Here is a 26,805-nt window from a genome sequence, read left to right as displayed (position 1 = left end):
TCAGCCAGCGCGAACGAAATCGTGGCCGGGTAAGCACGTCGATTTTCGGTGGTGCCCGTGTGTGCTGTTTCAGTGGTGAACGGCGAGCCGCCAGAGCGACGTGACTTCGGCCGCGCGCGCGGCGTGCAACGGATCGTCCGGATCGGATGCGCGCGGGTGGCGCGGCCGCGTGTCGGTCTTCCCCACCACCGTCAGCCCGGCCGCGTCGATCGCTTCGAGGATATCGGCGCGGGACCGCAACCCGAGGTGCTCGGCGAGGTCCGACAGCACCAGCCATCCCTCGCCGCCGGGCTCGAGGTGCTTGCCCAGCCGGTCCAGGTATCCGCGGAGCATCCGGCTGCCCGGGTCGTACACCGCGTGCTCGATCGGCGAGGTCGGCTTGGCTGGCAGCCACGGCGGATTGCAGACGACCAGGGGTGCCTCGCCGGGTGGGAACAGGTCCGTCCGCACGAACCGCACGCGATCGGCGAACCCGAGCCGGTCGAGGTTGTCCCGCGCGCAGTCCAGTGCCCGCTGGTCCAGATCCGTGGCCACGACGGAGTCCACCCCGCGGGCGAGCAGCACCGCGGCGAGCACCCCGGAGCCGGTCCCGATGTCGAACGCGAGCCTGCTCGACGGGAGCGGCGCCGCCGCCACGAGGTCGACGTACTCGCCGCGGGCCGGTGAGAACACCCCGTAGTGCGGGTGGATCCGAGCGCCGAGCCCGGGCACCTCGACACCCTTGTGCCGCCACTCGTGCGCGCCGATCACGCCGAGCAGTTCGCGCAGCGACACGACCGATGGCCCCTCCGCCGGGCCGTAGGCCTCCGTGCACGCCTCCCGCACGTCCGGCGCCCGGCGCAGGGGGACGACGTGCCCGGGGTCGACGGGCACGAGCAGCCTGCCCAGCAGCTGGGCCTGCCGGGCCTGCCGTTGGCGGTGCAGGTGGAACGCCTCGGTGGCGTTCTTCGCCGGACGTCGCTTGCCCGCCCGCTCGATCCTCCGGTCGACCGCCTTCAGCAGCTGCCGCGCGTTCTGGAAGTCCCCGCGCCACAACACGGCCTTGCCCTCGACGGCCAGGCGGTAGGCCTCGTCGGCGGTGAGTTCGTCGTCGGCGACGACGATCTCGGCCGGCGGCGGCGCGTTGTTCTCCGACCGCCACTCGGCGGTCAGCTCCTCGTCGCCCTCGACCCAGCGGACGAACATGATTTCCCCCTAGACCACGGTTTTCCCGGCGGGCACGCCCACCACGTCGGGAACGAGTTCATCACGGACCGGCGCCGTCCGCAGGAGCAGGGCGGCTGGTACCGCCATGAAGACGAGCCCCAGGTGAACGCCGTGCCGAACGAGTCGGCGGCGGCCGCGCCGGTGAATGTCCACTCTGGACGTACTCGACAGCGGGACGCGGCCGGAAACCCTTGCCGCGACCCGCACTTCCGCGAGCCGGGTCAGCGGGTCAGCTCGCCGGTCAGGTAGCCGCAGCGCGTGATGCCGTCGGTGAAGCCGTCACCGGGGGTCGCGAACTCGGCCCCAGCGGCGTGCCCAGCGAAAGCGCGCAGTCGCCGGGCGACCGGAAGCCGACGCGCCGGCCGGACCCGCGCAGCAAGCCGGCGGTGTCCTCCCGCGGTTCGGCGTTCCATCTCCCGGATCGGCACGCCGAGGGTGTCGCTCGTCGCGGAGGGTCGCGATGACGTCCGGCGGCATGAGCAGGAGGGGCACGGATGGCGTAGCCCGACTCTCGTCGTCACCCAGGTGAGTGGTTCTCACGCCGCTCCCACAGCGCGGATACACCCTGGCGCACCGCCCACCGCACCTGACCTGGACGGACCAGTGCCTCACCTGGTCGTGTCTGGTTTCGAACTGCTGAACAACAGTAGGTAACCTTCGTTAACGGGACGCGGGGAGCCGCTCCCACCGGCTGTTGCGGAGGGCTTCGTTGATCAAGCTCATGTTCGCCGACGACGAGGAACTGGTGCGCTCGGGGTTGCGCGCGATGATGTCCGGGGCCCAGGACATCGAGATCGTGGGCGAGGCGAGCGACGGCAGATCCGCGGTGGAGGTCGCCCGGCGGTACCACCCCGACGTTGCCCTGCTCGACATCAAGATGCGCGCCCCTGACGACGGCATTCGCGCGCTCCGGGCCATCCTCGCCCTCCCCGATCCGCCCACCGTGGCCATGCTGACCACCTTCGACATCGATGAATACGTCAGCCTCGCGCTGCGGCTCGGTGCCAACGGCTTCCTCCTCAAGGACATCGACCCCGCCGCCTTGCTGAGGGCCGTGCGGGATCTGAGCCGGGGTGGGGCCGTCCTGGATCCGGGGGTGGCCGCGCGGATGGTCCAGTCGCACCGGGACGAACAACGCGCTGCTCAGCCCGCCCGGAAGCTGCTCGCGTCTCTGTCCGAACGGGAACGTGAGGTCGTCGCCCTCATCGGGCAGGGCCTGTCCAACGCCGAGATCGGCGGGCGGCTGCACCTGTCCGAAGCCACCGTCAAGGGGTACGTCTCCGCGGTGCTCTCCAAGATCGGTGCGGCCAACCGGGTGCAGGCCGCGCTGCTGGCCTACCGCGGTGGGCTGCTCGACCAATAGAACATGCTGCTCACGGCGCTGGAGTTCGTCGGGCTCGTCGCCTTCGCCGCCTCCGGGGCGCTCGCCGCGGTGCGGGCCCGGCTCGATGTCTTCGGTGTCGTCGTGGTCGGGCTCACCACCGCGCTCGGCGGCGGCGTCATCCGGGACGTCCTGCTCGGCATCCACCCGCCCACGACGCTGCGGAACTGGTCCTACCTCGCCGTCTGCGCCGGGACCGCCTTGGTCGTGTTCGTCTTCCACCCGCAGGTCGCGCGGCTGCGGCGTGGCGTTCTGCTGGCGGATGCGCTCGGGCTCGGCGTCTTCGCCACCGCCGGGACGACCATCGCACTCAACGCCGGCGCCACCGTCTACGCCGCGTGTCTGATCGGGATGACGACCGGCATCGGCGGCGGGGCCGTGCGCGATCTGCTGCTCCGGGAAATCCCGCTCGTCCTGCGGAAGGAGATCTACGCCGTGGCCGCGCTGGCGGGCTCGGTGCTGGTCGCCCTCGGTCACTCTGTGCAACTTCCGGAGGGGCTCGTGACCGTCGTCGCGGCCGCTGTCGTGGTTTCCATCAGGGTGGTCGCGCTCTGGCGGCACTGGAACGCGCCGGTCGCGCGCGGTCCCGAGTGAGAAATCCTTTGTGAGTTCTGCGTGTGTTCTTAGGCGGGTCTCAGCACGCTGCGTAAAACTAGCGCCATGCGCATCCTTGTGGTGGACGACGACCGCGCCGTCCGTGAGTCGCTCCGGCGGTCCCTGGAGTTCAACGGCTACCAGGTCCAGCTGGCCAGTGACGGTGCGCAGGCCCTGGAGGCGATCATCGCCGACCGGCCGGACGCGATGGTGCTGGACGTCATGATGCCCCGGCTCGACGGCCTGGAGGTCGCCCGCCGCCTGCGCAGCACCGGTGACGACCTGCCGATCCTGGTGCTCACCGCGCGCGACACCGTCTCCGACCGGGTGTCCGGGCTGGACGCCGGCGCCGACGACTACCTGCCGAAGCCCTTCGCGCTCGAGGAGCTGCTCGCCCGGCTGCGGGCGCTGCTGCGCCGCGCCATCCCCGAAGGCCAGAACGGCCAGGCCTCGGAGGCCCTGGCCTTCGCCGACCTGACCCTCGACCCCGGCACGCGGGAGGTCCGCCGCGGCGGCCGCGAGATCAGCCTGACCCGGACCGAATTCGCTCTGCTGGAACTGTTCCTTTCCTACCCGAAGCACGTCCTCACGCGGGGCCGGATCCTGGAGGAAGTATGGGGTTACGACTTCCCGACGTCGGGCAACGCGCTGGAGGTCTACGTCGGCTACTTGCGCCGCAAGACGGAGGCCGAGGGGGAGCCGAGGCTGATCCACACGGTGCGGGGAGTGGGGTACGTCCTGAGGGAAACCCCGCCGTGACCGAACCCGGCGATCCCCGCGGCACGCGCTGGGGAGCCCGCCGGTTCTCGCTGCGCGGCCGGGTGACGCTGCTCGCCGCCGCCTGCGTCGCCGGCGCTGTCGCGCTGGTGTCGATCGGCGCCTACATGGTCGTGCGCAGCAACCTCTACCAGCAGCTCGACGACAGCTTGCTGGCGCGCGCGCAGGCGGCGGCCAACTCGCCGCAGGTGCAGACCGAGCTGCGGCAGGTGCCCGGCGCGTTCCTGGCCAGCGCCGACCTGCAGATCGGGCAGCTCAACGCGGCGCCCGACGTCCAGCACGCCGTGATGACCTACCCGCTGTCGAGCTCGCCGCCGCCGTTCGGGCAGGACGAGCTGGCCGTCGCGAACGGCGATTCGCCGGAGTCGCTGCGGACGGACTTCCGCTCCGACAGCCGCGTGGTCGCCCTGCCGACCGGGCACGGCGAGGCCATCGTGCTGGCCCAGTCGATGGGCCCGACCAAGCGCACGCTGAACGAGCTCGCGCTGGTGCTCTTCCTGATCGGCGGTGCCGGCATCCTGGTCGCCGCCGCGGCGGGCACCGCGGTGGCCCGCACCGGCCTGCGCCCGGTCGACCGGCTGACGTCGGCCGCCGAGCGCGTCGCCAGGACCGGCGACCTGCGGCCCATCCCGGTCAGCGGCGACGACGAACTCGCGCGGCTCACCCAGACCTTCAACACCATGCTCGGCACGGTCGCGGACTCGCAGGAACGCCAGCGCCAGCTGGTCGCGGACGCGGGGCACGAGCTCCGGACGCCGTTGACGTCGCTGCGCACCAACCTCGAGCTGCTGCTCGCCGCGAGCAAGCCGGGCGCGCCGCCGCTGCGCGACGAGGACCGCGTCGACATCATCGCGGACATCAGCGGCCAGCTCGACGAGCTGACGCAGCTCATCGGCGACCTGGTCGAGCTCGCGCGCCAGGACGAGCCGCGCGAGCGCTTCGAGCGCGTCGAGCTGCTGGAGGTCGTCGAGCGGGCGCTCGACCGGGCGCGGCGGCGCGCGGGCGAGATCAACTTCGACGTCTCGCTGCAGCCGTGGGTGCTCACCGGCGACAACAGCTCGCTCGAGCGCGCGGTGCTGAACCTGCTCGACAACGCGGTCAAGTTCTCGCCGCCCGATGCGACGGTGTGGGTGCGGCTGTACCCGCTCGGCGACGGCACCGCCGTCGTCGAGGTCGCCGACGCCGGGCCGGGCATCGCCGAAGAGGACCTGCCCAAGGTGTTCGACCGCTTCTACCGGTCGTCGGAGGCCCGGACGCTGCCGGGTTCCGGTCTCGGGCTGGCGATCGTGAAGCACGCGGCCGAGCGGCACGGCGGGGCGGTGTACGCCTCGCAGGCACCTGAAGGCGGCGCGTTGATGACGATCCGGCTGCCGGGGGCGCCCGGCTGATCTCGGGCCCGCGGCAGCCAACCGGAATCGCCGTGAGCCGGTCGGCGTTGCCTGCTCGCGGCGGTGGCCGGGCGCGCTCGTTCTCCGGCGTTGTTCGGCTGGGGCCGGGGACGTCCGTTCCTGCCTGCGTCATGACCTGGTGTTTCGAAGTTCACCCTCGGCGGGTCTGCGGATCCCGTGTTTAGTCGTGTAGGATTTTGTGTAATTGGCTGGACGGGACGGAGTGAACGGTGCTGGCGCGTCAGCGACAGGCGGTGATCCTGGAAGAGGCTCGCCGGACCGGTGCGGTCCGTGTGAGCGACCTCGTGACCAGGCTGGGCGTGTCCGACATGACGGTGCGTCGCGACCTCGACGTCCTCGCCGGCCGCGGACTCGTCGAGAAGGTGTACGGCGGCGCCACTTCGGTCGTCGGCAAGAGCACCGACGAACCCGGCTTCGAGGCCAAGTCCGTGCGCCAGCGGGCGCAGAAGGAAGCCATCGCCGAACTCGCCGCGACGCTGATCCGGCCCGGCACCGCGATCGGCATCTCCGCCGGCACCACCACGTGGACGCTGGCGCGCGCGCTCGACGCCATCCCCGGGCTCACCATCGTGACCAACTCGATCCAGGTCGCCGACGTGCTCCGCGGGTCGACGCAGCCGGATCGCACGGTCGTGCTCACCGGCGGGGTGCGGACCCCGTCGGACGCGCTGGTCGGGCCGGTCGCGGTGCACAGCCTGCGGTCGCTGCACCTGGACGCCGTCTTCCTCGGCGTGCACGGGATGTTCGACGGGCCGGGGTTCACGACCCCGAACCTCACCGAGAGCGAGACCGACCGCGCGCTCGTCGAGGCCGGGCGCAAGCTGGTCGTGCTCGCCGACCACACGAAGTGGGGCACCGTCGGGATCTCGACGATCGCCGACCTGGACGAGGCCGACGTCGTCGTCACCGATGACGGAATTTCCGACGAGGCCAAGGAAATACTCGCCGAAAGGGCAGGGGAACTCATGATCGCCGAAACGGCGGAGACGGTCGAGGCCGAAGAAGCGTGAAGCGAACCGTACGACACCTGGCCGACGGCCGGGAGATCATCTACTTCGACCAGCCCGGCGCGCCCGACCGCGTCGCCGAGGACACCCGTGACCTGCCGCCGGTTTCGGCCGCGTCGGAGATCCGGCTGGACCCGCTGACCGGTGAGTGGGTCGCGATGGCCGCGCACCGGCAGACGCGGACCTACAAGCCGCCGGCGGACCTCTGCCCGCTGTGCCCGAGCAAGCCCGGAAAACCGAGCGAGATCCCCGAAAGCGACTACGACGTCGTCGTCTTCGAGAACCGGTTCCCGTCCTTCGCCGAAGATGTCATCGGTGAACCGTCCACTGTGGATGGTTTCGGGCTGGTGCCGGTGCGGCCCGGCCGCGGCCGCTGCGAGGTCGTCTGCTTCACCAGCAACCACGACGGTTCCTTCGCGCAGCTGAGCGCCAAGCAGGTGCGGGCCGTGGTGGACGCGTGGGCGGACCGCACGACCGGGTTGTCCGCGGTGCCCGGCGTCGAGCAGGTCTTCCCGTTCGAGAACCGCGGCGAGGAAATCGGCGTCACGCTGTCGCACCCGCACGGGCAGATCTACGGCTACCCGTTCGTCACCCCGAAGACCGAGCGGATGCTCGAGGTCGCCCGTGCCTACCAGGCCGAACACGGCCGCCCGGTGCTCGGGGACGTGCTCGCCGCCGAACGCAAGTCCGGCGCGCGCGTGGTGACCTCGAGCGAGCACTGGACGGCGTTCGTGCCGCCGGCGGCCCGCTGGCCGGTCCAGGTGCAGATCGTGCCGCACCGGCAGGTCCCGGACATCCCCGCGCTCACCGACGCCGAGCGCGACGACTTCGCCGACGTCTACCTCGACGTGCTGCGCCGCTGCGACGCGCTGTACGACCGGCCGCTGCCGTACATCGCGGCGTGGCATCAGGCGCCGGTGCACCGCGACCGGGAGCTCGGCTGGCTGCACCTGGAGCTGTTCTCCGTGCTGCGGGCGAAGGACAAGCTGAAGTACCTGGCGGGCTCCGAATCGGGCATGGCGGTGTGGATCAACGACGCGACGCCGGAGCAGATCGCGGAACGGCTCCGCGCGGCGGGCTGATCCCGGCATACTCATCTCCGATGCACAGGTTCGGCTCAGGAACCTCTCAGGACCATCGCGCAAGGTGAGGACATGACCGAGAACGACCCCAGCGCGCACGACCCCGCGGCACCGCGGCACCCCGAGACCGGCCGGCAGCCGGCCCAGGGCGGTTGGGCGGGGCACCCGTACGGTGAGCAGGCCCAGCCCGAGACCGGCGGTGCGCCGCAGTACTCCGAGCCGTCCTACCACGCGGTGACCGGGGCCGATCCGGCGTACGGCGGGCAGACCGCGAACCCGTGGTCCGCCCAGGGTGCGCAGATGCCGTCCGGCCCGACCCAGCAGAGCGTCTACCCGCCGCCGAACCCGTACGGGCAGCCCGGCACGTCCGGCTACCCCGTCGCCGCGCCGGAGCCCAAGCGGTCCGGCGGGAAGCTGCTGGCCGGCGTCGCGCTGGTCGCGCTGCTGGTCGGTGGCATCGCGGGCGGGACGGTCGGGTACTTCACCGCCGGGTCGTCCGGCCCGGCCAGCAACGCGCTCGATGCGCCCAAGCCGGCCCAGCAGACGGGCAACGCGCCCGCCGGCTCGGTCGAGGCCGTCGCGAAGAAGCTGTCGCCGAGCGTCGTCGAGCTGCAGGTCAGCGGCCAGCAGGGGGCCGGCGAAGGCTCCGGCTTCGTCATCAGCACCGACGGCTACATCCTGACGAACAACCACGTCGTCGAGGTCGGCGCGAACGGCGGCCAGATCCGGGCGGTGTTCCAGGACGGCAAGAAGGCCGACGCCAAGATCGTCGGCCGCGACCCGACGACCGACATCGCGGTCGTCAAGGTCACCGGCGTCGGCAACCTGACCCCGGTGGAGCTCGGCCGCTCCGACGACCTGCGCGTCGGCCAGTCGGTGGTGGCCATCGGCTCGCCGTTCGAGCTGGCCGGCACGGTCACCTCGGGCATCGTCAGCTCGCTGCACCGGCCGGTGCGCGCGGGCGGCAGCAGCGGCGACCAGACCACGGTGATGGACGCGGTCCAGACCGATGCGGCGATCAACCCGGGCAACTCGGGCGGGCCGCTGGCGAACATGTCCGGCCAGGTCATCGGCATCAACTCCGCGATCTACAGCCCGCAGTCGGCGTCCGGTGGCCAGGGTCAGGGCGCGTCCGAAGGCGGCAACGTCGGCATCGGCTTCGCCATCCCGATCGACCAGGCCCGCCGCACCGCGGACACGATCATCAAGACCGGCCAGGCGGTGCAGACCTACATCGGCGCGGAGGTCAAGGACGCCCCGCAGGGCGGCGCCGAGCTCGGTGCCATCAAGAGCGGCAGCCCGGCGGAGAAGGCCGGCCTGAAGGCGGGCGACGTCGTCACCAAGATCGACGACCGCCCGATCGACTCGGCCGACACGCTGGTCGCGGCGGTCCGCACCCGGGCCCCGGACGAGAAGGCGACGTTCACGCTCGCCGACGGCCGCACGGTCGAGTTGACGTTCGGCGGCCAGCCCGTCCTGCCCAACTGACCCGGTCCAGACGCTCGGCCGCCCTGGCGCGGCCGAGACCAACTTCGGCTCGACCCTCGTCTTCGGGGCCGGACCCACAAGGCCACGCGCGACCAGGCACTCGATGCCGGTCGCGCGTGGCCGCATTTGTGCCCGGATTTGTGCCCGGGGTCAGGGACCGGACCGGTCGGTCGCCGTGCCTGGGCGGTCGGTTGGCGCGCTTGGAGGGGCGGCCGGCGTGACCGTGAGGTCGGTTGGCGCGCCTGGAGGGTCGGCCGACGTGCCTGGAGGGTCGGCTTGCGTGCCGGGAGGGTCGGTCGGGGTGCCGGGAAGGGCATCTTGCGTGTCTGGCGGGGTATCTCGCGTGATTGGCGGGGCATCACGTGTTGGCCGGGGGACGAGATGGTGGCGGAGGGCCGTCAGGGCCACGGCCAGCCAGACTGCGGCCACGGTGAGGGCCAGGGCGGGGGCCGGATTGGTGTCGTGGAGGCCCGGCATCGAGGGGGTTCCGTACGGGCGCCAGAACAGCGGGAACGCCAGGATCGCCAGCACCCCGGTGATGACCGTGCCGGCCACCACCGGGGTTTTCCACGGGTGCGGCAGGACGCGGGCCAGGACGACGCCGAGCAGCGCCGTCAGCGGGGCGATGACGGCATCGTTGAGGATCGGGCCGCCGATGATCCAGCCGACCGTCCCGAAGACGTCCGGACGCAAGGGCAGCGCGTACTCGGCGAACAGCATCACGCCCCAGGCCAGCGCCGCGAGACCCGGCAGGGCGAGGAGCACTCGGGCGGTCTTCACAGCGCCTCCAGCTTCGTGACCCACTTCGTCTGCAGCACGCCAGGGCGGTTCGGGGCGATGATCCGGCAGGGGAAGCCGTGGTCGGGGGCGAGGACTTCGCCGTTCAGCTCCAAGGCCAGCAGCGTCAGCTCGTCGGCCGTGTGCTCGCCCGGGAGCACGCTGGCGCCATACAGCCCGCCACGCTCCGAAGAGGACACCCGGACCGCGGTGCCCGGTGACGCACCGGCGGCTTTCAGAAGCGCGGGCAGGGAGATTCCGCGCCAGGTGGCCGACTGGCTCCAGCCCTCCACGCACGCGATCGGGAGCTCCGCCGTCGTTTGCGGCAGGGCGCGCAGCTCGTCGAGCGAGAACTTCGTCGTCCCGCGTGGGGTCACCACCGAAAGCCGCCAGTCCGGCGACCACGTGACACCCGCGGCCGCCGCCGTGCGGTTCACCGGGAGGTTCTGCGTGCCCTTGCCGGTCTTCCAGGAAAGGGCGGAAACGCCGCGCAGGAACGGGACCGTCGCACCCGCGGTGGCCACGACCGCGACACCGGTCGCCAGCCCGGTGGTCACCAGGAAACCCCGCCGGGACAGCCCCTCGGCCGGCGCCTCCTCCACCGTCGTCCGGCTCAGGGCGCGGCGGATGATCGGCAGCTTCACCGCGACGTGCACCAGGATCGAGCCGATCGCCAGCCATGCGACCGCGTAGTGCACTTGGGGGAAGTAGAAGCCCCACGGGTAGTTCTGCGCGACGTTCAGCAGCCCGGTCGTCAGCTCGAAGAACGCCGCACCGGACAGCACCAGGATCGACAGCCGCTCCAGGGCGTGCGGCAGCGAGCGGACGAGCGGCCGGCCGAACAGCTTCGGGTAGACACTCCACAGTTTCGCCAGCAGCAACGGGATCGACGCCACGCCGGAGATCACGTGCAGCCCCTGCGTGACGCGGTAGAGCCCGATCGGGCGGCTGGGCCAGGAGAACCACCCCGGTGGGTGCTGGATCAGGTGGCTGATCAGCCCCGTCACGAAGCACGTCGTGAACGTGATCGCGAGCGCGAGGCCGATCTTCGACGTCACGCGTTCGTGGTGCGCCGGGGCCCGGAACTGCTCTTCTGCCGGAATCGGGAGCTTCACGACCGCTCCAATCGTGCGAACCAGCGGTGTCCGTGCCGGGTGGTCCAGTCGACGCGCAACCCGGCGCGCGCGGCGACCTCGGCGATCGCATCGACCCCGACCCAGGCCCAGGTGAACCAGGCGACGTCGGCGTGGCCGGGCCGCAGCCGGACGCGCTCGTGCCGCAGGCCCTGACCGGGCGGCTCCAGCTCGACGAGGACGTCGCCGCCGGGGGCGATCAGCCGCGCCGTGCGCCGCAGCAGCGTGGCCGGGTCGCCGCCGATGCCGATGTTGCCGTCCGCGAGCAGGGCGTGCCGCCACCGCCCTTCGCCGGGCAGACGGTCGAAGAGGTTGCGCTGCAACGCGGTTCCGCCGCGACGCCGGGTCAGCCCGACGGCCGTGCGCGAGCTGTCCACACCCAGCGCGACGACTCCGCGCCCGGCCAGCGCCGCGGTGAGCCTGCCGGGCCCGCAGCCGAGGTCGATCGTGGCACCCGAGCACGCGTCGAGCAGGACGTCGTCGCCCTCGGACGGTTCCGCCCAGCGTTCCACCGCCAGCTCGATCCGCTCGCCGTTGGCCAGCTCGAGCCAGCACTGGTGACCGAGCAGGCCGCGGTCGAACTCGTGGCCGGTGCTCACCGGGGCCGTCATCACGCCACCGCCCGTCCGCCGACCGCCGCGACGGCGCGGGCGAACCGGCCGCCCGGGCACGCCGCCGCCACCGAACGGGCGTCCGCCATGGTGTCCACATCGGACAGTTGGGCGGCGCGCCGCGGCCGCAACCCGCACGCGGTGAGAGCGCGCAGCGTCCGCTCGCCGGTGTCTTCGCGGGACATCGGGACGTCCGCGAGGGCTTGGGCGTGCCGCGGCTCGGCGAGGCCCAGCGCCCACCAGCCACCGTCCGCGGCCGGCCCGAGCACCGAGTCGTGGCCGCCGTGCAGGACCGGTGCGGCGGCCGCGGCGAGCGACTCCGGCGTGACCTGCGGGGTGTCCATGCCGATCTGGAGGACCGGCAGGCCCGCGTGCACCTGGGCGGCGTCCGCGTGGGCGTTCGCCAGCCGGGCGCCGAAATCGTGGCCACGCTGCGGGATCGTGGTGACGTAGCGGAGCGCCATGCCGATCTCGATGGGCCGGGCGGCCGCGCCGAGGTCGCCGGTCATCGCCACGACGGGCTCGGCGCCGGGCACCGCGCAGACGGCGTCGAGCGTGTCGAGCAAAGCAGCCGCGGCGATCTCGGCCGCCTGAGCCGGGGTGGCGGGCGGGCACAGCCGGGTCTTGGCCAGCCCCGGGACGGGCGCCTTGGCCACCACCAGCAGGATGAACGGACGCGTCATCGGGCCAGCACCCGCCCGAAGTCGCGGACCGCGCGCAGGGTGCCCCGCACCGACCCGGACACCTTCGACTTCGTCCCTTTGGCACGCTCGCCGTAGCGGACGTCGAACTCCCGGACCTGCCACCCGGCGCGCTGGGCCTTGATCAGCAGCTCCAGGGGGTAGCCGAACGCCCGGTCGGCGATGTCCAGGCGGAGCAGAGCGAGCCGGTCCACGGCGCGCAGGGGCGCGATGTCCCGCACCGGCAGCCCGCGGCTGCGCAACAGCGTCGCCAGTACGAGGTTGCCCATCCGCGCGTGCCACGGCCACACCCCGGGCCCGGTCGGCACCCGGCGTCCGACGGCCAGGTCGGCGCCGCTTTCGACCGCGCTCACCAGGCGCGGCAGGTCGGCGAGGTCCAGGGACCCGTCGGCGTCGGCGAAGCACACGATGTCCGCGGTGGCGGCTTCCAGCCCGGTGTGCACGGCCGCGCCGTAGCCGCGGCGCGGCTCGTGGACGACCTTCGCGCCGAGCGAGGCCGCCACTTCCGGCGAGCCGTCGGCCGAGCCGTTGTCGACCACGATCGCGCGGTAGCCCGGCGGCAAGCCGGCCAGTACGGCGGGGAGGGCACCCGCTTCGTCGAGGCAAGGGAGGACGACGTCCACTTCCAAGTCAGTCACGGCGCCGACCGTAAGGCCGTGGGAAACGTCGCAGAACCCTTGCGGGGCTTACCGAATCATGACATCGGACGAGTTCTTACCGCGTCGTTACGGCTCCCGGTTCCCGGGCGCGGATCACCCGCCGTGAACCTAGGGTGGGCGACGATGAGCGAGCCGACATCGGCAGCCCGGCTCGCCGAGCCGTCTGCCCGCGAACCCGAAGCCCCGGTCTCCGGCCGCCGCGCCGACCTCCTTGCCGTCGCCGCGGCGGTGGTGCTCGTCGCCGCGGCCACCGCGGTCGGCCTCTACTACAACCGGCCGCACTCCGGCGTGATCATCTTCGTGTCCGCGCCGCCGTTGTTCGCCGACTGGCTGCCGCACGTCGGCCCGGGCTCGGTGTTCGCCGTGCTCGTCGCAGTCGCGGTGGTGCTCCACGGCCCGGCGCTGGCCGCCCGCCTGCCGTGGCGCCGCACGCTCGCCGCCGGCTACCTCGCCTCGCTCGCCTGGATCTTCTCCCTGGCCATGGTCGACGGCTGGGGGCGCGGGTTCGCCGGGCACCTCACCATTCCCCAGGAGTACCTCCACGAGGTCCCGGGGATCACCGACATCCCGCGGATGCTGCGCGAGTTCTCCTCCCGCATCCTCGACTTCCGGCCCCAGTCGTGGACGACGCACGTGTCCGGTCACCCGCCGGGTGCGACGCTCGTCTTCGTCTGGCTGGACCGGCTCGGCCTGCACGGCGGCGCGTGGGCGGCCACGGCCGTGGTGCTCGTCGGCAGCCTGGTCGCGGTGGCCGTGCCGGCCACGCTCGCCCTGCTCGGCCGGCCCGAGGCGGCCCGCGAGGTGCTGCCGTTCGCCGTCCTCACCCCGGGCGCGGTGTGGATCGGCGTCTCGGCGGACGGCCTCTTCGCCGGGGTGACCGCCACCGGGCTGGCGCTGCTCGTGCTGTCCGCGACGGGGTTCACCCACGGCCGCCGGTACGCCGTTCCGGCCGGGCTGGGCGCGGGGGTGCTGCTCGGCTTCGGGATCTTCCTGTCGTACGGCCTGGTGCTGCTCGGCGTGCTCGTGCTGGCCGTCGCCGTCCTCGGCCGGCAGTGGCGGGCGGCCGCACTGGCGATCGTCGCGGCACTCGCCGTCGTCGGCGTCTTCGCCTGGGCGGGCTTCTGGTGGCTCGACGGCTACCACCTGGTCGTCGAGCGCTACTACCAGGGAGTGGCGCTGGTCCGGCCCTACTCGTACTGGGTGTGGGCCGACCTCGCCGCGGTGACCGTTGCGCTCGGTCCCGCGGTCGTGGCCGCCGTCCGGCGAGGGTTGGCGTCGTCTCCGCGCCGGGCCTTGCTCACCGATCCGGTCCTCCTGCTGGGCCTCGCCGCCCTGGCCGCCATCCTCTTCGCCGACGTCTCGGGCCTGTCGAAAGCCGAGACCGAACGGATCTGGCTACCGTTCGGGGTGTGGTTGCTGCCGATGACGGCGCTGCTGCCGCGGCCCGGCCGCCAGTGGTGGCTGGCCGCGCAGGCGGCGACGGCGCTGGCGGTCAACCACCTGCTGCTGACGGGCTGGTGAGGGAGACGTGATGAGCGATCAGGCCGGGCGAGTGCTCGTGGTCGACGACGACGAGACGGTCCGCGACGTCGTCCGCCGCTACCTCGAGGTGGCTGGGTTCACCGTCGACGTGGCCGGCAACGGCGCCGAGGGGCTGGCGAAGTTCGGCGCCCACGAGCCCGACCTGGTCGTGCTCGACGTCATGATGCCCGGGATCAACGGCCTGGAGGTGTGCAAGCGGCTGCGCCAGGTCAGCCAGGTGCCGATCGTCATGCTCACCGCCCTCGGCGAGGAGGAGAACCGCATCGCCGGCCTCCAGCTCGGCGCCGACGACTACGTGACGAAACCGTTCAGCCCCAAGGAACTCGCCCTGCGCGTGGCCTCGGTGTTGCGCCGCGCCCGGATGCCCCGCCCGGAGCCGGCCGCCGCCGTGCTCGTGGACGGCGACCTGCGCCTGCAGATGAAAGCGCGCACCGCGACCCTCAGCGGCCGCGAACTGCCGCTCACCACCCGGGAGTTCGACCTGCTGGCGTTCTTCCTCGCCCACCCCGGTGTGGCGTACTCGCGCGCGGACCTGCTCGAGAAGGTGTGGAGCTGGGACTTCGGCGATCAGTCCACTGTGACCGTCCACGTGCGACGGCTGCGCGAAAAGATCGAGCGCGACCCGGCCAAGCCGACCCGGGTCGCGACCGTGTGGGGTGTCGGCTACCGCTACGACCGGGAGCAGCCGTGATCGGCTCTGGCGAGTCCTTTCCGGAGATGCTGACGCACCTCTGGCACATCCTGCCGTTCGCGCTGCTCTTTTCGCTGCCGGTCGCGGCGCTGGGCGGCGTGGCGTTGTACGTCCTGCGCCGCGGTGCGCTGGCCACCACGCTCACGGTGCTGGTGCTGATCCCGGTGCTCGCCACGCTGGTCGGCGTCCTGGGGATCAGCGGGTTCATGTTCACCCCCGCGCTGACCACGATGCTGCTGGTCTGCCTGCTCGTCGCGCTGGTCACCGTGCCCGCGGCGATCATCCTCGGCCGGGCCATCGCCCGCCGCAGCGTGTGGGAGCGCGAGGCGCGCGAGCGGGAACGCGCCGCCGAGGCGTCCCGGCGCGAACTGGTGGCCTGGATCAGCCACGACCTGCGCAGCCCGCTGGCCGGGATCCAGGCGATGGCCGAGGCACTGGCGGACGGCGTGGTGTCCGAACGCAACGAGGTCGCCGACTACGCCCAGCGGATCAGCGGCGAAACCCGGCGGCTGTCCGCGATGGTCGGCGATCTGTTCGAGCTCTCGCGGATCACCGCGGGGGCCTTGGAGCTCACGATGTCCGCGGTGCCGCTGCGGGATGTCGTGAGCGACGCCGTGGCCGCCCAGGCGCCGGTGGCGCACCGGAAGCGGGTCCGGGTGCTCGCCAAGGCGTCGACCTGGCCGGTGGTGACCGGCAGCGACCCGGAACTGGCCCGGATCGTGCGGAACCTGGTGTCCAACGCGATCCGGCACACCCCGCCCGACGGGACGGTGGCGGTGCAGATCGGTGTCGACGGCAACGAGGCTCTGCTCGCCGTGGACGATTCCTGCGGCGGTATCCCGGACGACGAGATCAACCGCGTCTTCGACGTCGCTTTCCGCGGGACGCAGGCGCGGACGCCCGAGCGTGGCGGGACGACCAGCGGGGGCGGGCTCGGCCTGGCCATTGCCAAGGGGCTGGTCGAGGCGCACCGCGGGCGGATCGGGGTGCACAACCACGGCCCGGGGTGCCGGTTCGAGGTGCGACTGCCGCTCGCGATGCCCTAGATGAGTGATTCCGTGAAGATCACGTGAGGAGAGCCGCTGTGTGGGCGTGGGAGGAGGGTGTCCAAGATCAAACCGTGACGAAAGAACTAGACACCCTCCTGACCGCACTCTACGTGCTGATCGACGATCACGTGGTGCCGCCCCGTACCGGCCGGGGCCGCCGACCGGAACTGACCGACAGTGAGCTGATCACGATGGCCGTGGCGCAGGTGCTGCAGCGCTACAACAGCGAACGACGCTGGATCCGGCATATCCACACTGACGCCGGGTGGCGCACGATGTTCCCGACGATGCTGAGTTCCCGGCGATGCTGACCCAGTCCGGCTACCACAAACGGCTCAAGACCGCGCAGCCGTTGTTGTGCAAGGCGATCCTCACGCTGGCTGCGTGCAGCCCCTCATGGTTCGACGACCTGTGGATCACTGACGCCACCCCGGTGCCCTGCGGAATGTCGCGGGAGACGGTGAAGCGTTCCGACCTGGCCGGGCACGCCAGCTACGGCTACTGCGCGTCACACTCCCGGTGGTACTGGGGACTGAAGCTCTACCTCGTCTGCGCCGGCGACGGAATGCCGGTCATGTGGTGTCTGGCCACCCCGAAACTCGGCGAACGCGAAGTCTTGGCCGCCCTGCTCGAGGACAATCACCACCTCATCCGCAACGGCCAGGTCCTGTTGGCGGACAAGGGTTGCGCCGGTAAGGAGTTCAAGCAGCTGACCGAGGCGATGGGGCTGGAGCTGCTGCGCCCCGACCGCCGTGATGAGACCTACCGCAACGGCAACCTCGGTGGCGTCCGCCAGCGGATCGAATCGGTCAACCAGACCCTCAAAGGCCAACTCGACCTCGAAGCCCACGGCGGACGCACCCCGCACGGGGTGTTCACCCGGGTCGCGCAGCGCCTGCTGGCCATGGCCGCCGCCATCTGGCACAACTGGACCACCGGCGTGACCAGCAAACGCTCACTGATCGCATTCGACCACTAACACGAACTTCACGGAATCAACCTACTAGGGGCATGGCCGGTACAGCCCTGGTCCAGGTGCTCATGGCATGGAGGACGGCGGCGGCACGGCGGATGAGGCCGATTTTTCGTGGTGAGTCGGTAGACCACGTCGTTGTTTGAGCACGGTGAAGCGTGGTGACCGGCGGCGCCCAGCCGGGATCAACGGTGCTTTGGCGGTCGGCAGGGCGAGGCATCGGTGATGCGGTTGGGCTGGGCTTCGCTTCGGTGAGGCTGTCCCGGACCTCAGTCGTCAGAGTGAGACCGGTTCCCGGAGCTCGGCCGTGGCGAAGTCCGCGATGCCGTCCGCGAAGCCGATTTCCGCGGTGAAGCCGAGCTGCTCGCGGGCTCGGGCGGGGTCTGCCACCACGTGGCGGACGTCGGCCGGGCGGGCGCCGCCGATCACCTTCGGGGCCGGGCCCTTGCTGGCTCGGGCCAGCTCCGTTGCCAGGTCGCCCACCGTGTGCGGGGTGCCCGAACAGACGTTCAGCGGGCTTATCTCGCCTGCCGGACCTTCCATGTGCAGGGCCAGGACATTGGCCCTCGCCACGTCGTGGACGTGGATGAAGTCGCGCTGCTGGCGGCCGTCCTCCAGGACCCGGGGTGCCTCGCCGCGGACCAGTGCCGAGCGGAAGAGGGACGCGACTCCCGCGTACGGCGTGTTCTGGGGCATCCGCGGGCCGTAGACGTTGTGGTAGCGCATCGCCCACACCGTGCCGCCCGTCTGCCGGGCCCAGGCGCCCGCCAGGTGTTCCTGGGCCAGCTTCGTTGCCGCGTACGTGCTGCGGGGGTTCAGCGGCGCGTCCTCAGGCACCAGCTGCCAGCTCAGCTCCGCTTCGCACGACGGGCAGCGTGGCTCGAACCGGCCGGCGTCCACATCGGACCGGCGGCGCGGCGAGGGTGGCACCACGCCGTGGTCCGGACACGCGTAGCGGCCTTCGCCGTAGACGACCATCGACGAGGCCAGCACCAGCTTCCGGACGCCGGCGGCATGCATTCCGGCCAGCAGCACCGCCGTGCCGTAGTCGTTGTGCAAGGCGTACGACGGTGCGTCCGACGGGTCGATCCCGTGGCCCACCACCGCCGCCTGGTGGCAGACCGCGTCGACGCCGTCCAGCAGCTCCGCGACGATTTCGGTGTCGGTGACGTCGCCGCGCAGGAACCGGTGCCTGCCGGTGTACGGCGGCGGGGAGCTGGAGCCGTGGGCCGTGGGGAGGAGGTTGTCCAGCACCACGACCTCGTCGCCGCCGTCGGCCAGGAGGTCGGCGATGTGAGACCCGATGAACCCGGCTCCGCCGGTGACCAGTACGCGCACCCCGGCCACGCTAGGGGCCTTCGCCGGTGCTTGCCGTAGCCCGCGGCTTCACGTCACCGAATCGTCAGAACTCACCCGGCACCTCCCGGCGCCCGGTTGTCGAAACCGGCTACGGTGGGCGCCATGGAACGGAGTGCACAACGGCTGGGCCGGGCCCTCGTGGTCATCGTGGACGATCGCGTGGCGCACGGCGAGCACGAGGACACCACTGGCCCGCTGGTCACGGAGCTGCTCGAAGAAGCGGGCTTCATCGTCGACGGTGTCGTGGTCGTCGAGGCGGAGACCGCGGGTATCCGCAACGCGCTCAACACCGCCGTGATCGGCGGCGCCGACCTGGTGATCACCGTCGGCGGCACCGGCGTGCTGCCGCGCGACCGGACTCCGGACGCCACCGCCGGTGTGCTCGACCGACCCATCCCGGGCATCAGTGAGGCCATCCGTGCCTCCGGCCTGGCCGCCGGGGCCGTGGACGCCGGCATCTCCCGCGGGCTCGCCGGGGTGTCCGGCAGCACGCTCGTGGTCAACCTCGCCGGGTCGCGGTCGGCCGTCCGCGACGGGATGGCGACGCTGACCTCGCTCGTGCCGCACGTGATCGACGAACTTTCCGGCCTCGAAGAGGTCTGATCCCTCGCGGGCCGGAGCGGCGCCTCTCCCGTCGGAGGGGCGCTCGCACGGCCCGGCTTCCCCGCGGACCAGCTCGGCGGGCATTCGCTCTGGAGTTGTCAAACACCGCGTCGTGGGACACTGGGGTCATGCCGGGCGAACAGCGGAAACCCCAGACCAGCGAGCAGCGCCGCCGGGTCGACGAGATCTTCGGGGACGTCCTGCCCGAGACGACCTCCGACGAGCGCGATCCCGAGCGGCCCACCGGTCTCCCGGACGACTGGTACCGGGAGAACCGGCCACCGCACCACGACCGCTGACCTCGTTCAGTCGCGGTCGTCGCCGCGCTGGGTGTACTGGGCGCGCAGCAGGTCGCGGATCTCGATCAGCAGCTCCACGTCCGTCGGCTCCGACGGGCCCGGTTCCTGGCCGCGCTTGCGGCGCTCCTGCACCTTCTTGACCGGCATCACGATCACGAAGTAGACCACCGCCGCGACCAGCACGAAGTTGATCGCCGCGTTGATCACGCCGCCGAAGTCCAGGAACGTGGCTTTGTTGTTGTCGAAGATCTGGTACCCGAGACCGTTCGCGGCGTCCGTGCCGCCGATCGTGCTGATCAGCGGCTTGATCAGGCCGTTGGTGAACGCCGTGACGATCGCCGTGAACGCCGAGCCGATGACCACCGCCACGGCGAGGTCGACGACGTTGCCGCGCATCAGGAAGTCCTTGAAACCTTTGAGCACCTTGCTCTCCTCACGAACCGGAACGGGGACGCCCTCGCCCGTCTCGGCGGGCGTGGGCTAGCGGAGAGTAACCGTTACCGGACGCTCCAGTGAAATCGCCGCCACCCTCGTCGCGGCCGCTTCCGGCAGCCGCAGCAGCACCAGCGGCCCCTTGAGCGTGGCCGGTTCCTGGTGTCCGACCGTCACGACCGTCGCCCCGGCGGCTAGCACGGAGGCGGGTGCGGCCGGCTCTGGTGCCGCGACGACGTCGACGCGTTGGCCGGGCCGGAGCAGCGCGGCGACAGCCACGTCGGCCAGCCGGACCGGCACGGTCGCCGTGCCGGGATCAGCCGGGGCGGGGACCGTTGCCAGCCGGACGTCGGTCAGCGGCTCGCCGGCCCGGACGGCGCCCGCCAGCAGGCGCCCGTCGACGGCGTCGAGGGTGCTCAACACGCCCGTCGGACGTGCTTCGTCGGAGAGGTCGGCCAGCCTGACATCGGCAGCGCCCAGAGTCGCGCCGGAAGGGAGGTCGTGTGCCGCGAGGACGGTCGGTGCGCCTCGGGCGGAGCCGGGATGGATCAGGAACACCGCGCCCAGCACGAGCAGGCCGACGGCGAGCCAGCGGCGGATGAGCCGTGTCCGCCGGCTCTGCAGCCGGGTCAGGTGTAGCGGGCGGAGCTTCGCCAGGATGTCCACGGGGCCCCCTCGGCCGGATCGGGTGCGGCGGTGTGCTGCACGAGATCGACGTTAGGGAAGCCGGACGGGCCGCCGGAAGGGCCACGTCCGGCATCTGTGGACAACCGGGGTGTTGTGGACAACTGGCGGGTCAGGACGCGGCGGCGGCCGTCTTCGTCGTGGTCGAAGAGGAGGATGCCGAGCTCGTGTCCGGCTTCGACTCCGTCTTGGTCTCGGTCTTCGGCGGGGTGGCCGCGGTGCTCGACTTGCTCGAGTCACGCGAATCCGTGCGGTAGAACCCGCTCCCCTTGAAGACGACGCCGACCGAGCTGAAGACCTTGCGCAGCGCCCCGGAGCACTGCGGGCAGACGGTCAGGCTGGGGTCCGAGAACGACTGCACGGCTTCGAACCGGTGGTCGCATTCTTTGCAGGCGTACTGGTACGTAGGCACTGACGGCTCCTTTGCTGGCACTCATCCGACCAGAGTGCCAACCCGATTGTGCGGGAAAACATTCCCCGAAAGCAATTCCAGGTTGCTCACACCGGCAGTTCGACCACGCCTCGACCCGGCGTCAAGGCTCCGGTCATCCGCACGTCGTGCGGCTCGCCGGGCAGCCGTTCCACCAGCTCTTCGTCCCGGACGACGGCCAGCAGCGTAGCGCCGGCCGCGGCGAAGACCAGCGAGCGGTCGTAGTGGCCCGCCCCGCGCCCGAGCCGCACGCCCCGGCTATCCACGGCCAGCGCGGGCACCAGCACCAGCTCCGCCGCGCCGACAGCTTCGGTACCCAGGCGTTTCCCGCCCGGCTCCCGGATGCCGCGGAACCGGCTGGGCACGAGCTCGGCCTCGCCCGTGTACTCGGCCCAGTCGAGCGGATCGGTCCGGGACCGGATGACGGGGAGGAGGACTCGCGCGCCCCCGGCGGCCAGCGCGTCGACGAACGCCGTCGTGCCCGGCTCCGTGCCGAACGGCAGGTAGGCGCACACGGTGTTCGCTGTGACCTTCGCCACCGCGCTGACCAGGGCCGACGCCTCCCGAGCGTGCGATTCGGCTGCCTGCCCCGCCCGGGCGCGCGTCACCCGGTCACGCCACTCCGCCTTGCTCAGGTGCTCATTGCCCAGCGCGTGCATGACCTCACGTTAGGCTCTGCGCCCATGACGGGCGCCGCAACCACCCAGACGTTCAGAACCGCCATCGTGCCTGCCGCCGGCCTGGGGACACGGTTCCTCCCGGCGACGAAGGCCGTGCCCAAGGAGCTCCTGCCGGTGGTGGACACCCCGGGCATCGAGCTGGTCGCGGCCGAGGCCGCCGCCGCCGGCGCGGAACGCCTGGTCATCGTGACCTCGCCGGGCAAGGACGCCGTTGTCCGGTACTTCGAAAAGCAGCCCGAGCTCGAGCGGAACCTCGAGGCCAAGGGCAAGACCGAACTGCTCGCCAAGGTGCGCCGGGGCACCGATCTCCTCGCCGTCGAAACCGCCATCCAGGAACAGGCCCTCGGCCTGGGCCACGCCGTCGCGCAGGCCGAGCCGAACCTGCGCCCGGACGACGAGGCCGTCGCCGTGCTGCTCCCGGACGACCTCGTGCTGCCCACCGGCGTGCTCGAGCGGATGGGCGCGGTCCGCGCCCAGTACGGCGGCAGCGTGCTCTGCGCGTTCGACATCCCGAAGGCCGAGATCTCGCCGTACGGCGTCTTCGACGTCACCGACACCGACGACGAAGACGTCAAGCAGGTGCACGGGATGGTCGAGAAGCCGAAGCCGGAGGACGCGCCGTCGACCTACGCCGCGGCCGGGCGGTACCTGCTCGACCGGGCGATCTTCGACGCGCTCAAGCGGATCACCCCGGGCAGCGGCGGCGAGCTGCAGCTGACCGACGCGGTCGCGCTGCTGATCAGCGAGGGACACCCGGTGCACGTCGTCGTCCACCGCGGCGGACGCCACGACCTGGGGAATCCGGGTGGTTTCCTGCGCGCCGCGGTCGATTTCGCGCTTGAAACGCCCGAGTACGGTCCATCTTTACGGGCGTGGCTGACGGAACGGATCGGGACAGAGCGCCCATGACGGAATCCCTCGACGCGGCACGGCCGGAAGCGGCCGGGGACGAGGCCGAGCTGCGCTCGGTCGACGCGCAGATCTCGATGACCTTGGACGCCGCCGTCCGGCCCCAGCCGGTGCGCGTGGCGATCTCCGAGGCCCAGGGCCTGCTCTGCGCCGAGGAGGTGGTCGCCGAGCACGCGCTGCCCGGGTTCGACCAAGCCGCGATCGACGGGTACGCGGTGCGCAGCGTCGACGTCCGCAACGCCGGGCAGGAGCCGGTGCAGCTGCCGGTCGTCGGGGAGATCGCGGCGGGCTCGCGCCAGCCGCGCCGGCTCCAGCCCGGCCAGGCCGTCCGCGTCGACACCGGCGCGCCGCTGCCGACGCTGGCCGACGCCGTCGTGCCGCTCGCCTACACCGACGGGCACCAGGCCAAGGTCACGGTGCACCGCTCGGTGCCGTCGGCGGGGTACGTGCGGCGGGCCGGCGAGGACGTCCAGATCGGGGACGTCGCGGTGCGCCGCGGCGACACGATCGGCTCGGCCCAGGTGGGCCTGCTGGCCGCGGTCGGCCGGGCCAAAGTCCTCGTCTACCCGCGGCCACGGGTGTCGATCGTGTCCGTCGGCGACGAACTGGTCGACGTCGACCGGACGCCGTCGGTCGGGCAGGTCTACGACGTCAACTCCTACGCCCTGTCCGCGGCCGCCCGGGACGCGGGTGCCGAGGTCAGCCGGGTCGGCATCGTGCCGAGCGAGCCGAAGCGGCTGCGGGAGGTCGTCGAGGGCCGGCTGCTGATGTCGGAGATCGTCGTGGTCGCGGGCGGCGCCGGGGGCGCCACCGGCGACGAGGTCCACGCCGCGCTGTCCGACCTCGGCCGGATCGACATGACGCGGGTGGCGATGCACCCCGGCTCGGTCCAGGGGTTCGGCAGGCTCGGCCCCGACTCGGTGCCGACGTTCCTCATCCCGGGCAACCCGATGAGCGCGCTGGTGGTGTTCGAGGTGCTGGTGCGGCCGCTGATCCGGGCGGCGCGCGGGACCCGCAACCCGCACCGGCGGATCGTCGGCGCGCGGCTGCTGTCGCCGGTCACTTCGACCGCCGGCCGGCGCGGCTTCCTCCGCGGCCAGCTGCTGCGCGACGAGGCCAACGGCGAGTACCTGGTCCAGCCGCTCGGCCAGTCCGGAGCGCACCTGCTCGCGTCGCTGGCCGAGGCGAACTGCCTGATCAACGTGCCGGAAGAGGCGACCGAAGTCGCCGCCGGCGAACAGGTCCAAGTCACCTTCCTGGCGCAACGGGCCTGATGAACTCCGTGTCGGGCGTGTCCTATCCGGTCGAAAGCCGGCATCCGGGCTGGCCGGCGCGGCTCGGCCCGCTGCGGGTGGCCGCGGGCGAGGTCGCGATCCGGCCGGTCCGGCTGCGCGACGCCGGCGAGTGGAGCCGGATCCGGCTCCGGGACCGCGCGCACCTCGAAATGTGGGAGCCCACCGGCATCGGCCCGTGGCCGGAACGCAACGCCTTCTGGTCGTGGCCGTCGCAGTGGGCGGCGCTGCGTTCGCTCGCTCGGCGTGGTCAGTGCCTGCCGTTCACCATCACCCTGGACGGTCGCCTGGCGGGGCAGATCACTGTGGGTAACGTCATCCGGGCGTCGCTGCGGTCGGCCTGGATCGGCTACTGGGTGTCGTCCGAGGTGGTCCGCGGCGGGGTGGCGACGGCCGCCGTCGCGCTCGTCACCGACCACGCCTTCGGGCCGGGCGGCCTGCACCGGCTGGAGGCCACCGTGCGGCCGGAAAACGCCGCCAGCCTGCGGGTTCTCACCAAGGCGGGCTACCGGCGAGAGGGCCTGTTCGAGCGTTATCTCGACGTTGCGGGCGGCTGGCGGGACCACTACTGCTACGCACTGACGCGCGAGGAAACCGGGGCCGGGCTGGTGTCGCGGCTGGTCGCGACGGGCCGCGCCGACTACGCCTGAACGTGATTACCCACCCGGGTCAGTAGCCGCGTTACCACATGCTGTGAGTTTCACCTAATCCGGTGAGGCTTTTCCGTGATCCAAACCGGCGAGTCTCCGCCCGATCTGTTACTCCTGTGACTAACGTGATTCGTGGTGGAAGGATCGGGGGAGGTGACGGGAGATGCCCAGCTCCGTGATCATCGTCGCGCTCGCCGCGGCATGGCTCGTCGTACTCGTGCCCATGGTCGCGCGTCGGCGGCAGCAGGTCGCGAGAACGGCCGACTCGGCGCTCGCGGCGAGGGTCGTGCGCAGTGGACGCAACGAAGACCGGGAGGAATTCGCCATGTCCGACGATTCCGGGAAGTCCCGGCCTTCGGTGGAGGACGACCTCGCCGAACTGGAGGCCGAGCTCGAACTCGAAGACGACCTCGACGAACCGGAGCACGAGCCGGAGCCGCTCCCGCAGCCGGCCCGCGGCTCGCGGGCCGAGCGTGACCGCGCCGGCTACCGGCCCGGCCGCGGCGGCTTCGACCCCGAGGCCGCCGAGATCGCGGCCCGCGCCAAGTACGGCTTCCGGCAGCGCATCGTCGTCATCCTGCTCGTGATCGCGGTGGTCACCGGGGTCGTCGCGGGCTTCGTCGTCCCGCTGGCCTGGTGGGGCCACGGCGCGATCGACGTCATGCTCGTCGGGTACCTCGTGTACCTGCGCCGCCAGGTGCGCATCGAGGAGGAGATCCGGCAGCGCCGGCTCGCCCGCTTCAACAGCACCCGCGCGCCCCGGCGTCCGTCGGCTCCCTTGGTCTCGCCTTCGCGGGATTCGCGGGAGGAAGAGGACCACGCGGAAACCGAGGACGTGGAGGTCGTCGAGCCGGTCCGCCGCCAGGTCGTCGAGCGCCGCCCGTCCCCGACGTCCCGCGTCCGCCGCAGCGCGGTCGTCGTCGACCTCGACGACGAGGACCCGGCGTTCGAGGAGCTCGACGAGCCGGGGACCGGCCCTTATCGGCGGGCGGTCGGGGAGTGACCCCCCTGAGCGGGGTGCTCGTAGGGCACTGCTAAGCTCTACGAGCACAACCAAGGGGCTGTAGCGCAGTTGGTAGCGCGTCTCGTTCGCATCGAGAAGGTCAGGGGTTCGATTCCCCTCAGCTCCACAACGTTTCACAACCCGAACTCTCGGGTTGTTGGACACGAACCAGTGGTTCGTGTCCATTTTGTTATATGTGGTCTTGGGGGCCGCGCCGATGCATGAGTTGATCAGTCATGTGGTGGGTAGATGCGTCTGTGCTCACGGTACTGATCACGCAACTCTCCGGTCCCGAGTTGGCTCACGTTAGTGTTCTCATCGACGAGGATGCCGAGGCGTGGTCGCGGGGCCAGAAGGCGGCCTCCGAGGATCCGTCTCAGCCGACCTCCCCGAGCGCGCCCCGGTCACCGAGATCGATAGCCTCGCCGGCCCCGCCTGCCTACCTGCACCAGCGGGGCGCCGGACGCTGCGCGGCATTCCTGAGCCGCAAGGACACGTAGGTGGCCAAGCTCGATCGGTGACACGCTGCCACGGTCCGCCAGTGCAGCGCCCTGCCGGGGTCGTCAGAGCAGGATAGGAACATGAGCGGCGCGATTCTATATGACGGCTGGTGCGGCGAGCCTATTGCGTGGGCCCGACTCGGTGATCCCGTTATCGGGCAAGAGTGGACCGAGCATGGCTCGGTGGCCGTGACTACTCGGTTGTCCCGGCTGAGGCGCTTCGTAAGTACGGTCCCATCACTGAGCTGGTGGTTGGCCGCAACGGCGGCTTTGAGTCCGTCACCTACGGCGTGACCAAATTCGTCTCCCGGTTCCTGGATCCGCGAGGCACGGGTCTGTATGACTGTTGTCGTCGTGCACGACCCCACTCGGGACAATTACGAGTGCCCGGTCTGCCAGGCTGCGCCCGGCGAGCAGTGTGTGAACAAGAAGAAGCAGCCGTGCGGAACACACAACAAGCGGTCTCAGGGCGTTCGCGATGGAGATCGAGCAGGCTGATGCGGCGGCCCGAAAGGCGCGCGAGGAAGCGGAGGCTGCCGAACGGTGGCAGCGCGAGATGGCCTCGCCGCCGACTCTCGGCGCGGTGCTAGAAGTCAAGCGCTGGATGCTTGCTGATCAGGCGACATCCGATGTTGCCGACCGATACACTGTCGAACTTACCTACGCCAACCGGACGGTTCAGGCCACCGCGGACAGCGGGGAACGAGTGTTCTTGGCCCGCAACGAATACACCGGTGGTTGGCACGTCATCTGTGGTCAGCCGACGTCTATGCGCCTGCCGTGCCGGGGAGGTGGTGCTGGCGTGCCGTGTAGGGTGCGACACAAGCCAGGGTTGCACCTGCGCGAGGACTCGGCGTGGACCTGACGCGGCAAGCATGCCACCC

The 26,805-nt window shown here is 71.5% G+C and carries 28 protein-coding genes, 1 tRNA gene and 1 pseudogene; 19 read left to right on the top strand and 11 right to left on the bottom strand.

Annotated elements, in window-relative coordinates; genetic code table 11:
- Positions 1-69 precede the first annotated feature (69 nt).
- Positions 70-1,185 (bottom strand): methyltransferase, encoded by a 1,116-nt coding sequence (locus ISP_RS43060; RefSeq protein ID WP_014467772.1) that lies wholly within the window; start codon positions 1,183-1,185, stop codon positions 70-72.
- Positions 1,186-1,915: 730 nt separating this feature from the next.
- Here ISP_RS43060 and ISP_RS43055 point away from each other — a divergent pair.
- The 7 genes from ISP_RS43055 to ISP_RS43025 all read left to right on the top strand — a co-directional run bounded on the left by ISP_RS43055 (position 1,916) and on the right by ISP_RS43025 (position 8,944).
- Positions 1,916-2,569 (top strand): response regulator, encoded by a 654-nt coding sequence (locus tag ISP_RS43055; RefSeq protein ID WP_013230063.1) that lies wholly within the window; start codon positions 1,916-1,918, stop codon positions 2,567-2,569.
- Positions 2,570-2,572: 3 nt separating this feature from the next.
- Positions 2,573-3,181, top strand: coding sequence for a trimeric intracellular cation channel family protein (locus tag ISP_RS43050; RefSeq protein ID WP_013230062.1), 609 nt, complete (start codon positions 2,573-2,575; stop codon positions 3,179-3,181).
- 66 nt (positions 3,182-3,247) lie between these two features.
- Positions 3,248-3,940, top strand: a complete 693-nt coding sequence (locus ISP_RS43045) for a response regulator transcription factor (RefSeq protein ID WP_013230061.1) — start codon at positions 3,248-3,250, stop codon at positions 3,938-3,940.
- On the top strand, positions 3,937-5,346 hold the full coding sequence (locus ISP_RS43040; RefSeq protein WP_013230060.1) for a sensor histidine kinase: 1,410 nt from the start codon (positions 3,937-3,939) through the stop codon (positions 5,344-5,346). Before ISP_RS43045 ends, ISP_RS43040 begins: the two co-directional genes overlap by 4 nt.
- A gap of 230 nt (positions 5,347-5,576) precedes the next feature.
- A complete protein-coding gene (locus ISP_RS43035) occupies positions 5,577-6,377 on the top strand; it encodes a DeoR/GlpR family DNA-binding transcription regulator (RefSeq protein WP_013230059.1) in 801 nt (266 codons plus the stop codon).
- Positions 6,374-7,456, top strand: coding sequence for a galactose-1-phosphate uridylyltransferase (gene galT, locus ISP_RS43030; protein ID WP_013230058.1), 1,083 nt, complete (start codon positions 6,374-6,376; stop codon positions 7,454-7,456). Before ISP_RS43035 ends, galT begins: the two co-directional genes overlap by 4 nt.
- Positions 7,457-7,528: 72 nt before the next feature.
- Positions 7,529-8,944, top strand: coding sequence for a S1C family serine protease (locus ISP_RS43025; RefSeq protein WP_013230057.1), 1,416 nt, complete (start codon positions 7,529-7,531; stop codon positions 8,942-8,944).
- Positions 8,945-9,094: 150 nt separating this feature from the next.
- Here ISP_RS43025 and ISP_RS43020 read toward each other — a convergent pair whose 3' ends face one another.
- The 5 genes from ISP_RS43020 to ISP_RS43000 are packed head-to-tail and all read right to left on the bottom strand — an operon-like array spanning position 9,095 to position 12,789.
- Positions 9,095-9,724 carry a hypothetical protein gene (locus ISP_RS43020; protein WP_013230056.1) on the bottom strand — a complete coding sequence of 210 codons (630 nt, stop codon included), beginning with the start codon at positions 9,722-9,724 and terminating at the stop codon, positions 9,095-9,097.
- The gene (locus ISP_RS43015; RefSeq protein WP_013230055.1) at positions 9,721-10,836 is read right to left on the bottom strand and encodes a molybdopterin-dependent oxidoreductase; all 1,116 of its coding nucleotides are present in this window, start codon (positions 10,834-10,836) and stop codon (positions 9,721-9,723) included. The genes ISP_RS43020 and ISP_RS43015 overlap by 4 nt, the downstream gene beginning before the upstream one ends.
- Positions 10,833-11,465, bottom strand: coding sequence for a methyltransferase domain-containing protein (locus ISP_RS43010; RefSeq protein ID WP_013230054.1), 633 nt, complete (start codon positions 11,463-11,465; stop codon positions 10,833-10,835). The genes ISP_RS43015 and ISP_RS43010 overlap by 4 nt, the downstream gene beginning before the upstream one ends.
- Positions 11,465-12,148, bottom strand: a complete 684-nt coding sequence (locus tag ISP_RS43005) for a TIGR04282 family arsenosugar biosynthesis glycosyltransferase (protein WP_013230053.1) — start codon at positions 12,146-12,148, stop codon at positions 11,465-11,467. The genes ISP_RS43010 and ISP_RS43005 overlap by 1 nt, the downstream gene beginning before the upstream one ends.
- Entirely contained in the window at positions 12,145-12,789 is a 645-nt protein-coding gene (locus tag ISP_RS43000; RefSeq protein ID WP_013230052.1) for a glycosyltransferase family 2 protein, read from the bottom strand. The genes ISP_RS43005 and ISP_RS43000 overlap by 4 nt, the downstream gene beginning before the upstream one ends.
- Before the next feature lie 159 nt (positions 12,790-12,948).
- Here ISP_RS43000 and ISP_RS42995 point away from each other — a divergent pair, with 159 nt between their 5' ends.
- The 4 genes and pseudogenes from ISP_RS42995 to ISP_RS42980 all read left to right on the top strand — a co-directional run bounded on the left by ISP_RS42995 (position 12,949) and on the right by ISP_RS42980 (position 17,086).
- Positions 12,949-14,346 (top strand): hypothetical protein, encoded by a 1,398-nt coding sequence (locus ISP_RS42995; RefSeq protein ID WP_013230051.1) that lies wholly within the window; start codon positions 12,949-12,951, stop codon positions 14,344-14,346.
- A gap of 10 nt (positions 14,347-14,356) precedes the next feature.
- On the top strand, positions 14,357-15,058 hold the full coding sequence (locus tag ISP_RS42990; protein WP_013230050.1) for a response regulator transcription factor: 702 nt from the start codon (positions 14,357-14,359) through the stop codon (positions 15,056-15,058).
- On the top strand, positions 15,055-16,104 hold the full coding sequence (locus tag ISP_RS42985) for a sensor histidine kinase (RefSeq protein ID WP_013230049.1): 1,050 nt from the start codon (positions 15,055-15,057) through the stop codon (positions 16,102-16,104). Before ISP_RS42990 ends, ISP_RS42985 begins: the two co-directional genes overlap by 4 nt.
- Positions 16,105-16,178: 74 nt before the next feature.
- Positions 16,179-17,086 (top strand): annotated as a pseudogene (locus ISP_RS42980) (IS982 family transposase).
- Positions 17,087-17,356: 270 nt separating this feature from the next.
- On the opposite strand, the gene ISP_RS42975 reads toward ISP_RS42980, so the two are convergent.
- Positions 17,357-18,418 (bottom strand): NAD-dependent epimerase/dehydratase family protein, encoded by a 1,062-nt coding sequence (locus tag ISP_RS42975; RefSeq protein ID WP_034284184.1) that lies wholly within the window; start codon positions 18,416-18,418, stop codon positions 17,357-17,359.
- A gap of 123 nt (positions 18,419-18,541) precedes the next feature.
- Between ISP_RS42975 and ISP_RS42970 the strand changes: the two genes are divergently transcribed.
- Complete coding sequence (locus ISP_RS42970) at positions 18,542-19,042, top strand: MogA/MoaB family molybdenum cofactor biosynthesis protein (RefSeq protein WP_013230045.1); 501 nt, start codon at positions 18,542-18,544, stop codon at positions 19,040-19,042.
- 128 nt (positions 19,043-19,170) lie between these two features.
- Entirely contained in the window at positions 19,171-19,341 is a 171-nt protein-coding gene (locus ISP_RS42965) for a hypothetical protein (protein WP_013230044.1), read from the top strand.
- Positions 19,342-19,347: 6 nt separating this feature from the next.
- Here the strand turns inward: ISP_RS42965 and mscL are convergent, their stop codons facing one another.
- The 4 genes from mscL to ISP_RS42945 form a co-directional block, all read right to left on the bottom strand.
- The gene (gene mscL / locus ISP_RS42960) at positions 19,348-19,764 is read right to left on the bottom strand and encodes a large-conductance mechanosensitive channel protein MscL (protein WP_013230043.1); all 417 of its coding nucleotides are present in this window, start codon (positions 19,762-19,764) and stop codon (positions 19,348-19,350) included.
- Between the two features lie 57 nt (positions 19,765-19,821).
- Positions 19,822-20,439 carry an SAF domain-containing protein gene (locus ISP_RS42955; protein WP_013230042.1) on the bottom strand — a complete coding sequence of 206 codons (618 nt, stop codon included), beginning with the start codon at positions 20,437-20,439 and terminating at the stop codon, positions 19,822-19,824.
- Positions 20,440-20,569: 130 nt separating this feature from the next.
- The gene (locus ISP_RS42950; RefSeq protein WP_013230041.1) at positions 20,570-20,869 is read right to left on the bottom strand and encodes an FmdB family zinc ribbon protein; all 300 of its coding nucleotides are present in this window, start codon (positions 20,867-20,869) and stop codon (positions 20,570-20,572) included.
- A gap of 86 nt (positions 20,870-20,955) precedes the next feature.
- Complete coding sequence (locus ISP_RS42945; RefSeq protein ID WP_013230040.1) at positions 20,956-21,546, bottom strand: 5-formyltetrahydrofolate cyclo-ligase; 591 nt, start codon at positions 21,544-21,546, stop codon at positions 20,956-20,958.
- Positions 21,547-21,570: 24 nt separating this feature from the next.
- On the opposite strand from ISP_RS42945, the gene ISP_RS42940 reads away from it, so the two are divergent.
- The 6 genes from ISP_RS42940 to ISP_RS42915 all read left to right on the top strand — a co-directional run bounded on the left by ISP_RS42940 (position 21,571) and on the right by ISP_RS42915 (position 26,786).
- The gene (locus ISP_RS42940) at positions 21,571-22,476 is read left to right on the top strand and encodes a UTP--glucose-1-phosphate uridylyltransferase (protein WP_013230039.1); all 906 of its coding nucleotides are present in this window, start codon (positions 21,571-21,573) and stop codon (positions 22,474-22,476) included.
- On the top strand, positions 22,473-23,750 hold the full coding sequence (gene glp / locus ISP_RS42935) for a molybdotransferase-like divisome protein Glp (protein WP_013230038.1): 1,278 nt from the start codon (positions 22,473-22,475) through the stop codon (positions 23,748-23,750). Before ISP_RS42940 ends, glp begins: the two co-directional genes overlap by 4 nt.
- Positions 23,750-24,418, top strand: coding sequence for a GNAT family N-acetyltransferase (locus tag ISP_RS42930; protein WP_013230037.1), 669 nt, complete (start codon positions 23,750-23,752; stop codon positions 24,416-24,418). Before glp ends, ISP_RS42930 begins: the two co-directional genes overlap by 1 nt.
- A 163-nt stretch (positions 24,419-24,581) precedes the next feature.
- Positions 24,582-25,421: a divisome protein SepX/GlpR gene (gene sepX, locus ISP_RS42925; RefSeq protein ID WP_013230036.1), complete on the top strand. Its 840-nt coding sequence runs from the start codon at positions 24,582-24,584 to the stop codon at positions 25,419-25,421.
- A gap of 54 nt (positions 25,422-25,475) precedes the next feature.
- A tRNA-Ala gene (locus ISP_RS42920) sits at positions 25,476-25,548 on the top strand.
- An 851-nt stretch (positions 25,549-26,399) separates the two neighbouring features.
- Positions 26,400-26,786, top strand: coding sequence for a hypothetical protein (locus ISP_RS42915; protein WP_034284070.1), 387 nt, complete (start codon positions 26,400-26,402; stop codon positions 26,784-26,786).
- Positions 26,787-26,805: the final 19 nt, after the last annotated feature.

The organism is Amycolatopsis mediterranei, from assembly GCF_026017845.1.
Lineage (GTDB): Bacteria > Actinomycetota > Actinomycetes > Mycobacteriales > Pseudonocardiaceae > Amycolatopsis > Amycolatopsis mediterranei.
This window is presented reverse-complemented; position numbering and strand designations above follow the sequence as displayed.

Excerpts from the sequence above, each read along its gene's own strand:
- ISP_RS43060 (WP_014467772.1), bottom strand. The coding sequence starts at position 1,185 with ATGTTCGTCCGCTGGGTCGAGGGCGACGAGGAGCTGACCGCCGAGTGG.
- ISP_RS43050 (WP_013230062.1), top strand. The coding sequence starts at position 2,573 with ATGCTGCTCACGGCGCTGGAGTTCGTCGGGCTCGTCGCCTTCGCCGCC.
- ISP_RS43045 (WP_013230061.1), top strand. The coding sequence starts at position 3,248 with ATGCGCATCCTTGTGGTGGACGACGACCGCGCCGTCCGTGAGTCGCTC.
- ISP_RS43025 (WP_013230057.1), top strand. The coding sequence starts at position 7,529 with ATGACCGAGAACGACCCCAGCGCGCACGACCCCGCGGCACCGCGGCAC.
- ISP_RS43010 (WP_013230054.1), bottom strand. The coding sequence starts at position 11,465 with ATGACGGCCCCGGTGAGCACCGGCCACGAGTTCGACCGCGGCCTGCTC.
- ISP_RS43005 (WP_013230053.1), bottom strand. The coding sequence starts at position 12,148 with ATGACGCGTCCGTTCATCCTGCTGGTGGTGGCCAAGGCGCCCGTCCCG.
- ISP_RS42995 (WP_013230051.1), top strand. The coding sequence starts at position 12,949 with ATGAGCGAGCCGACATCGGCAGCCCGGCTCGCCGAGCCGTCTGCCCGC.
- ISP_RS42990 (WP_013230050.1), top strand. The coding sequence starts at position 14,357 with ATGAGCGATCAGGCCGGGCGAGTGCTCGTGGTCGACGACGACGAGACG.
- ISP_RS42970 (WP_013230045.1), top strand. The coding sequence starts at position 18,542 with ATGGAACGGAGTGCACAACGGCTGGGCCGGGCCCTCGTGGTCATCGTG.
- ISP_RS42965 (WP_013230044.1), top strand. The coding sequence starts at position 19,171 with ATGCCGGGCGAACAGCGGAAACCCCAGACCAGCGAGCAGCGCCGCCGG.
- ISP_RS42945 (WP_013230040.1), bottom strand. The coding sequence starts at position 21,546 with ATGCACGCGCTGGGCAATGAGCACCTGAGCAAGGCGGAGTGGCGTGAC.
- ISP_RS42940 (WP_013230039.1), top strand. The coding sequence starts at position 21,571 with ATGACGGGCGCCGCAACCACCCAGACGTTCAGAACCGCCATCGTGCCT.
- glp (WP_013230038.1), top strand. The coding sequence starts at position 22,473 with ATGACGGAATCCCTCGACGCGGCACGGCCGGAAGCGGCCGGGGACGAG.
- ISP_RS42930 (WP_013230037.1), top strand. The coding sequence starts at position 23,750 with ATGAACTCCGTGTCGGGCGTGTCCTATCCGGTCGAAAGCCGGCATCCG.
- sepX (WP_013230036.1), top strand. The coding sequence starts at position 24,582 with ATGCCCAGCTCCGTGATCATCGTCGCGCTCGCCGCGGCATGGCTCGTC.
- ISP_RS42915 (WP_034284070.1), top strand. The coding sequence starts at position 26,400 with ATGGAGATCGAGCAGGCTGATGCGGCGGCCCGAAAGGCGCGCGAGGAA.